Source organism: Colwellia sp. (assembly GCF_013215345.1).
Lineage (GTDB): Bacteria > Pseudomonadota > Gammaproteobacteria > Enterobacterales > Alteromonadaceae > Colwellia.
The window spans coordinates 1-8027 of record NZ_JABSOV010000150.1; the positions used below are offsets into that span (position 1 = coordinate 1).

At 38.5% G+C, this 8027-nt stretch carries 8 protein-coding genes; 7 read left to right on the plus strand and 1 reads right to left on the minus strand.

Translation table 11 applies throughout. The annotated features are described in order from the left end of the window. Positions 1-16: 16 nt before the first annotated feature. The 4 genes from HRT50_RS18910 (at position 17) to HRT50_RS16500 (ending at position 3733) form a co-directional block, all read left to right on the plus strand. Entirely contained in the window at positions 17-160 is a 144-nt protein-coding gene (locus HRT50_RS18910) for an MbeD/MobD family mobilization/exclusion protein (RefSeq protein ID WP_367238886.1), read from the plus strand. Between the two features lie 194 nt (positions 161-354). Further along, a complete protein-coding gene (locus HRT50_RS16490; protein WP_291616485.1) occupies positions 355-1533 on the plus strand; it encodes a hypothetical protein in 1179 nt (392 codons plus the stop codon). 212 nt (positions 1534-1745) lie between these two features. Next, on the plus strand, positions 1746-2675 hold the full coding sequence (locus tag HRT50_RS16495; RefSeq protein ID WP_291616487.1) for a mechanosensitive ion channel family protein: 930 nt from the start codon (positions 1746-1748) through the stop codon (positions 2673-2675). Between the two features lie 218 nt (positions 2676-2893). Then, positions 2894-3733: an HDOD domain-containing protein gene (locus HRT50_RS16500; protein ID WP_291616489.1), complete on the plus strand. Its 840-nt coding sequence runs from the start codon at positions 2894-2896 to the stop codon at positions 3731-3733. A 37-nt stretch (positions 3734-3770) separates the two neighbouring features. On the opposite strand, the gene HRT50_RS16505 is transcribed toward HRT50_RS16500, so the two are convergent. Further along, positions 3771-4499 (minus strand): GGDEF domain-containing protein, encoded by a 729-nt coding sequence (locus HRT50_RS16505; RefSeq protein WP_291616491.1) that lies wholly within the window; start codon positions 4497-4499, stop codon positions 3771-3773. A 206-nt stretch (positions 4500-4705) separates the two neighbouring features. On the opposite strand from HRT50_RS16505, the gene HRT50_RS16510 reads away from it, so the two are divergent. The 3 genes from HRT50_RS16510 to HRT50_RS16520 all read left to right on the plus strand — a co-directional run. Continuing rightward, positions 4706-6049: an ATP-binding protein gene (locus HRT50_RS16510; protein ID WP_291616493.1), complete on the plus strand. Its 1344-nt coding sequence runs from the start codon at positions 4706-4708 to the stop codon at positions 6047-6049. A gap of 80 nt (positions 6050-6129) precedes the next feature. After that, positions 6130-7203 (plus strand): OmpA family protein, encoded by a 1074-nt coding sequence (locus tag HRT50_RS16515; protein ID WP_291616495.1) that lies wholly within the window; start codon positions 6130-6132, stop codon positions 7201-7203. Continuing rightward, positions 7203-8027 (plus strand): Ig-like domain-containing protein (locus HRT50_RS16520; protein WP_291616497.1); only part of this gene is annotated, 825 nt, incomplete at its 3' end. The genes HRT50_RS16515 and HRT50_RS16520, both read left to right, overlap by 1 nt.

Sequence of the window (8027 nt, forward strand, 5' to 3'; positions counted from 1 at the left end):
TGATGAAACAAGCTTTATTCAAGCCGCCGACACTCAAACCAAGCCTACATCCTTAGAAGATAAAGCTCAGTTAGCTGAAAGAGTAATAGAGTTAGAGCAACAAGTTGCTGCATTAACTGAGCAAATGGCTAGGTTAACTGAACTCTTAGACAGTGAGTGATTGATGATTTAGTTTGTATAGCAGTACTAGGTAAGACAAAAGTAAGCACCCTAGACTAAGTTCGGTGATTTTTCTTATTAAAAGCTGCGACAAACTGAGCTTATGCTTTTGAAAAATAGATTTAATCTGTGCGCGCAACACAGAACAGTATAAAATAGCCAACAAAATCACATCTATTTACGGAAAACAGCTTAATGGCTAACTACTTACTGCTACTAAGTTTTTTATGCTGTTCTTTACTTACCTTTACCGCACAAGGCAATGAACAGCAAACAGAAAATAAGTTAAAGGCCCTTGTTAAGCCAAAAGACAAGGCGACTCAAGTAAGCCAAATAAGTAATGAGTCAGCAATTATCCTTACTGAGCAACAAAAAAATCAGTGTGCGCAATATTGTAGTGCTGCACAGACTGATGATAGTTATAAACAACAAGTCCATAACAGACAAAACCCTGCTTCGAGTGTTGGTTATGAGTTAGTTATACCTGAAGCTTTACCGCCAAGAAATCGCTGGTCTGATTTTTTACCTATTTTGGGCAAAGAAGCCCGCGAAGCTGGTTATTTATTGCCATTACCTTTTGGTATTTCAATCGTCGGCTTGACCCAAGAGCAGCCCTTTACGGTATCTAAAATAGGCTTGGAAATTGATGGTCAACAAAGTGACATTATTAATGACTTCATTGATGACACCATTACCGCTAAAAACCTTAAAGTATCAGACACCACCTACAACTTACGCTTTGACGCTTGGATTCTTCCCTTTTGGAATGTTTACGGCTTAGTCGGTAAAACTAACGGTAAAGCTGAGCTTGAATTAGACGTTAATCTAGAGCTACCAACCTTATTATTAGCCGCTACCGGTATTGGTAGTGGTTATAATGACAAGCGCTGTACTAGCATCAATTTGCCATTCCAAGGTCCTGCACCCGGTCATTGCTTAGTTGCGGTTGAGGGCATAGCAACTACTTTACATTTTAATGGCACAGTACTTGGCTACGGGACTACCGTAGCCGGCGGTTACGGTGATTTTTTTGGCATGTTTGATGTTAATTACACCGAAGCCGATATCAATATCGCCATAAAAAAAACTCAGCAAACTGTTTATTCGACCCGCTTGGGATGGAATGGCAGCATTGGCGTTTATCAGGGACAACTATGGGTAGGTGCCATGAAACAAGATATTGAACAACAGATAGCAGTTGCTACTCCAGGCAATAGAGTCACTGTACTTATCGACCAGCATACTAGCTCTCCGGTTAATTACCTTATTGGCGCACAATGGAACATTACTGAAGAATGGGCGGTCATTGCCGAAACCAACTTCGCTTTTAGTGATAGACAGCAGTTTATGATGCAACTTGGCTATCGCTTCTAAATAAAACCTGGCCTAAATAAGCCCTTAATACCAGTTTCATTAAGTTTGTGATCTTGTTGTGCATAGGGAAAATATATTAGGGCAAGGCGCTCAATTGAGCAATAGCTGGCTATTGGGATTGAGAGCAACGCTGACATGACTTATTTTAACCAGCACAAGTGAGCAATAATTAAATAAAATTGGTATAACTATACATGTCAAAGGATACTCAAATGTCAGAGTCAACCAACCACAACGCAGATAAACTTACCGCTAACATTGCCGAAAGTACACAAGGTGTCACTGATCTGCCGGCGGAATTATTACGCACAGAAATAGAGCAAGCCTCGGCACTTTACCAAATAATAATAGATTTCTTCAGCAACTATAGCTTTCAACTAGTAGGCGCCTTACTGATATTTTTATTCGGTTATGCTGTTGCCGGAAAAGTCGCTAAAGCGGTATTACACCTTTGTGAGAAACAAAAAATTGATGTCACCTTAAGTCGCTTCCTAGCCAGTACCACCAAAATGCTAGTGATGATAATGGTCAGCATCATAGCCTTAAGCAAAATAGGTATCAGTGTAACCCCCTTTATTGCCGCCATAGGCGCCATTTCATTAGGTGCTGGTTTAGCTTTACAGGGTTTATTAGCCAATTATGCTGCTGGCTTTAATATCATAATTATTCGCCCATTTGTCGTCGGTGATACCATTGAAGTACAAGGGGTAACAGGCATAGTTAAAGAGGTGCAATTAGCTTTTACCATCCTCGAAGATGAAAATTGCGCGGAGATCACCATTCCCAATAAACATATTGTTGGTGAAGTAGTGCTTAATTCAAGAAAAGATACTTTATTGAAACTCTCTGTTGGTATTTCGTATCAAGATAACCCTATCGAAGTAGTGCAACTTGTGGAGCGCACTTTAGCAAAGCTTGATATTTATACTGATGAGGTACGTATGCAAGTAGGTATTGATGGCTTTGCAGATAGCGCCATCACTATTGGCATAAGACTTTGGATACCAACAACAAATTTATACGCAGCCAAATATAGTGCCTATAAAGCGATTTTTTTAGCTTTTGAGCAAGAAAAAATTACGATTCCATTCCCACAACAAGATATACATCTGATTGAGCAACAAAAACGCCAACCAGCCTAATATTTATCAATTACGGAAGTAAACTAACGTATTCGCATCAGTAGCCCTGTACAGTTTCTAGCGTTGACAAGAAAACCCCTTAATCAAAATATCGTTAAACTTACTTAACGATATTTTTGTTTGCCGCCTTAGCAACGAAACACGCCTGTTCATTTGCTCAATACCTGATAAACACTATACTTTGAAATTCTGCAGCCCGTTAAAAGCTGAAAAAATAGATGCTTAATATTAAAGAAAAGGCTATCAATGAGTTACCACATGGTTTTTACATCCCAATAAAACCTAAAATACTCACTCAATTACAACGCCTAATGCGTGATAATGAAGCCATACTTGCCGACTTTGCTAAGGTTATTGCTAAGGACGTTAGTTTATCCGCTGAAGTACTTATGAATGTAAACTCTGCGCTTTTTTCTTTAGAAACAAAAATTACTGATATTCAACACGCCGTGTTCTTCATAGGGAAAGATGCAATAAATTCGCTCGCTACGGCAATATTATTTAGGCGCTCTTTTACTCAACTTGACTGCTGTTTAACATTAGAAAGGTTTTGGGACGATTCAAAAGATATCGCTTATGCCATGACGTTCATTAATCAACAATTGCTCTCACCATTATCCGGTGGTGATTTATATACCATAGGGCTCTTTCATGATTGCGGTATTCCAGCCTTTTCACATAAATTTTCTGATTATAGAGAAACCCTTATCAAAGCAAATCGAGCTGAAGAAAACTCTATTTCCTTAGAAGAAAATAAATATGAAGTGAATCATGCCATGGTCGGCTATTTAATTGCCATGTCTTGGCATTTACCTGAGCAGGTATGCAACATCATACTCCATCACCACGATATCAACTTTTTAGCGAGTACCGCCAATACGCATGAGAAATTAGGTTACGCAACACTCAAGCTTGCAGAAAATTTGGTTTACCGAAATAAGCGCCATAGTGAAGCCCCTGATTGGGGCCAAGTAAAAGCTGATGTTTTAACTATGTTAGAGATTGATATGGATGATTACCTTGAGCTAGAAAAATACTATATCTCGCTGATATTGTAATCTGGATACGAGTTTTAATCATCCTAACTAAATACCGTTAAGCGACCTTAACGATATTCTTATTAGCCGCTTTAGCATCAAGCAAAGCATCTTCAACATTGTGTAGTACATCCTGTAAAGAAAGGCCTTTTCGCCATGACGTCACTCCCATACTGCAAGTGATAGTATCTGTGGTAAACAATTGCTGGGCTATAGTTTCTCTAAGCTTATTAGCAAATTCATAGGGAGAAGTGACTTCTACAGGTAAAACTACAATAAAGTTATCACTGTGCCAATGAATCAGTTGGCTGTTAGCCGCGATGTTTTTCTGAATGATATTAACCAAGTTGATTAAAATATCATCTCCAACACTCGGGCCATAGGAATCATTAATACGCTTAAAATTATCAATGTTTAGCTGCAATAAACTAAAACCCTCACCATCACGTTCCGCTTTCACATAAAAATTATGCAATATAGCCTGGCCTGCACGCCGATTAAAAGCATAGGTAAGTGGATCTTGCTTAGCAAGCTCTTCAAAAGCTTGCGTTACTCGTCCCAATTCGACCAAACGACGATAGATAAAAATCACCAAACTGAAAGTTAGCGTTACCCCTAAAGGCAAAAACTCATCAAGCTCCCAATGTTCATGCTCTTTTACCAAACCAATAATAAGTTCTAATACATCATACTGAGCAAATAAAAAAAACAGGACAGCATTTATTGCCAGTAGCCAGAGTCCATCTCTAACAAATGAACTTCTATGTAAATATTGATAATGCAACATAGTTTATTCCTAGGATAATGCTATTTTTCTATAATCAACTAAAAGAAAAGCAAATGCGAGTAATTTTCACTCAAGTTAGCACATAAGCCCAATAACATTATTCATCATCAAGTTAGATTGTCTTTAACAGACAGTGCTCTATATAAGTCATGAAAAATAAAAAGGCTTATGCCATAGTTAAGTTATAGAAATATATCGGAGTCAACATGTTAACTCATATTCAAGAAATTATTGACCGCGTATCCAACAGCTATGGTGATGAATTCTTTACTAAAATCACATTAGCGCTCAACAAGGTAATTTCCGCCGATTATACTTTTATTGCTCGAATAAACTCGGAGACCTATAGCTGCAAAACAGAGCTCTTAGTTGCCAATGGCAAGATCACCGATAACCTTGAATTCCCACTAAATAAAACCCCTTGCGCTAACATTGCTGCTAATACGATATGTTTTCACCCTAAAAATGTTGCTGCATTGTTTCCGGAAGATCAGTTTTTAATTGAGTTTAAAATTCAAGCCTATTTAGCAGTACCACTGGTTAACGCCAAACAAAAGGTCATCGGCTTACTTGTCGCTTTATTCAAAGCTGAACATAAAAATGAAAAAGAGTCAGTGGCGCTGTTACAACTATTTTCTGGCCGTATTACCGCTGAACTTCAACGTCTTGATTATGAGATATCACTCGAAAAAAAAATGTCCACACAAACCCAAGAGCTTGCTAAGACAGTAAAAGAATTACAATTGACACAGCAGCAATTAGCAGAATCAGAAAAGATGTCCGCTCTGGGTAAATTGGTTGCCGGTGTATCTCATGAAGTAAATACGCCTTTAGGTATAGCGATAACCACGCACAGTATCATGGCCGATGAATTAAAAAAGTTGAAAAATAAACTGGATAGCAACAGCCTTAGTATGAAAGATATGGAAAGCTTCCGTAATAATTCCGATAGTGCTTTAACTATGCAAGGGGAAAACTTAAACCGAGCTAAAAATTTAATAGAGAACTTTAAAAAAACCGCCGCAGATCAAAACCAATTAGAAATAGAAACCCTAGATATTGGCCAATATTATCACAAAGTAATTTCTACCCTACGCTCAATGCTTAAACCTCAGAACGTGACTTTAGAAATTAACTGCCAAGACACCATAATGTTAGCCACTTACCCCGGAGTTCATGCGCAGATATTAACTAACTTAATCAATAACAGTGTTAAACATGGCTTTGTCAACAACAAAGAAGCCAGTACAGATACTGACAACATCAACCAAGAAAATAAAATAATAATTGAAATTAAACAATTAGCCGCTGATGAAGTCGAAGTTATATACAGTGACAATGGTTGTGGTTTATCTAAAGAAGCCCAGCAACATGTTTTTGAGCCCTTCTTTACCACAGCGCGCAATCAAGGTGGCATAGGTTTAGGTATGTCTATTGTATTTAACTTAATTAACCAAAAGATTAATGGCTCTATCGAGTTAAAAAATACTAACTCAGGTGCGCGTTTTCACTATAAATTTAAAGAAAACAACAGTAAATACAATGGATAAATTTATTTTGTAATGATTTATGTTATCTGTATAATCCATGTTAATAGATTGTTTTACTTAAATTTCATGGACGTTGACACATGTTTTCCTTTCAAAAGCCTCGCCTGAGTACTCTAGCCAATATACTAATCCCGCTAATGTTATCCTTTAGCTCTATTAGCTTTGCGACAGAAGTTCTAACCACTAAGCCAGATACTGTAAATGAAAATCAGCACCTAGAAGGAGCCCTACCTTCTGCTTATTTCTACCTTGGCGGCAAGTTAGGTCTTAATCATTATCAGCATGGTTGTGAATCATGGAGCCTTGATTGTGACAAAAATAGTGTTGCAGCAGGTCTTTTCGCTGGTTACCAATTTAATGAAACGTTTGCTTTTGAAGCTGCCTATATAGATTTAGGTGCCGCAAAAGCAACTTACCTCGACTCAATCAATGAACATATTTATAAGGGCACAATGAAAGGCTTAAACCTATCTGCTGTTGGCTCAATTTACTTACTTGAAGATTTAGCGCTATTTGCTAAAGCCGGTGTATTTAACTGGTATGGCGAAAATAAAGGGCCTTTCTCAACAAGAAAAGCCGATGATTGGGCACCATCGGCTGGTGCCGGTCTGTCATATCAATTAAATGATTCATGGCAAGCACGCTTTGAATATCAATACTTTCATCACTTAGGTAACGATACTATCGGTGGTACCAATGCGCACTTAACATCTATAGGTATCAGTTATCAATTTGGTCGCACAAGGCCAACCATAGTCACTAAAACTGTAATGAAGCCAGCGCCAATAAAGCTTGAAGAAGTCACCTTTCCACTCTTATTTGATTTTGATAGTAGTGAGCTTTTGTTGATTGATTCATTAGCCGTCATTGTTCAGCGATTAACGAAATACCCTCAGGCGAGCGTAATTTTACGTGGTTACTCAGACTCCAAAGGTAGCGATGCATATAACTTAGCCTTATCTCAACGACGAACAGATAAAATAGCAAGTTATCTTATCGCCAAAGGCGTTCAAGAACAGCAGATAACTTCTGAGTATTACGGTGAAAAAAACCCTATTTCAGATAATCTTACGGAAGAACACCGACACTTAAATCGGCATGTACAGATATTACTACCTAGCGTATTTATTAACACCAGGCAGGAGCAAAAATAATGCAGCTTTTCAATTCAATTAAATATTTTTTTATCTCTTCATTGCTTTTATTACTAACCGCCTGTGGCGAAGGCAGTAATTCAGGCTTCCCAACTGCTGAGTGTGGTAATGCAGGCAACCTATGCATTAACTCATTTGTTATTAACCCTGATAAAGCTGCCATTCTGCTTGGTGGTACACAAACATATCAAGCCATAGCAACCTTAACCGATGGTAGCGAACGTGATATCACCGAATTAGTGACTTGGTCTGTTGATGACCAGAAAAAAGCGGTAATAGTGGTAGACGGTAGTTCTGTTATTGCCACAGGCTTAGCGGAAGGCACAGTAAATATTTTAGCTAGCTATCGAGGTATAGATGTTAGCGCCCAACTTTCCGTTGGCGCAATCACATTTACCATCAGCCCTATTGAAGCCAGTATTTTAACTGGCATGGTGCAGTCTTATAAAGCCTTCGCTATTTTACCCAGTGGCGTGCAAATAGAGGTAACGGAGCAAGCAACTTGGACATCAATTAATCCTATCATTGCTAGCCTCAATGCCGATGGTGCAAATATTGAAGTTACAGGCCTTACTAGCGGTCTAGATACTATCTCTGCAACCTATAACGGCAAAAGCATTTTTGCCCAGCTTACCGTAATAAGCACCACACCAGAATCATTGGTTGTCACCCCTGCTAGCAGCACACTTCCTGCCGGTACTAGTCAACAATATAATGCTTATTTAACCACTACTGATAACGAAGTAATTGATGTCACCGCTAGCTCTACCTGGACTGTTGCCGATATGGCGATCGCAAATATTGATAGTGATGCATGGTTAACA

What these genes read in the sequence shown, in the direction of transcription:
- HRT50_RS16510 (WP_291616493.1), top strand. Translation starts at nt 4,706, where the DNA reads ATGTTAACTCATATTCAAGAAATTATTGACCGCGTATCCAACAGCTAT.
- HRT50_RS16495 (WP_291616487.1), top strand. Translation starts at nt 1,746, where the DNA reads ATGTCAGAGTCAACCAACCACAACGCAGATAAACTTACCGCTAACATT.
- HRT50_RS16505 (WP_291616491.1), bottom strand. Translation starts at nt 4,499, where the DNA reads ATGTTGCATTATCAATATTTACATAGAAGTTCATTTGTTAGAGATGGA.
- HRT50_RS16500 (WP_291616489.1), top strand. Translation starts at nt 2,894, where the DNA reads ATGCTTAATATTAAAGAAAAGGCTATCAATGAGTTACCACATGGTTTT.
- HRT50_RS16490 (WP_291616485.1), top strand. Translation starts at nt 355, where the DNA reads ATGGCTAACTACTTACTGCTACTAAGTTTTTTATGCTGTTCTTTACTT.
- HRT50_RS16515 (WP_291616495.1), top strand. Translation starts at nt 6,130, where the DNA reads ATGTTTTCCTTTCAAAAGCCTCGCCTGAGTACTCTAGCCAATATACTA.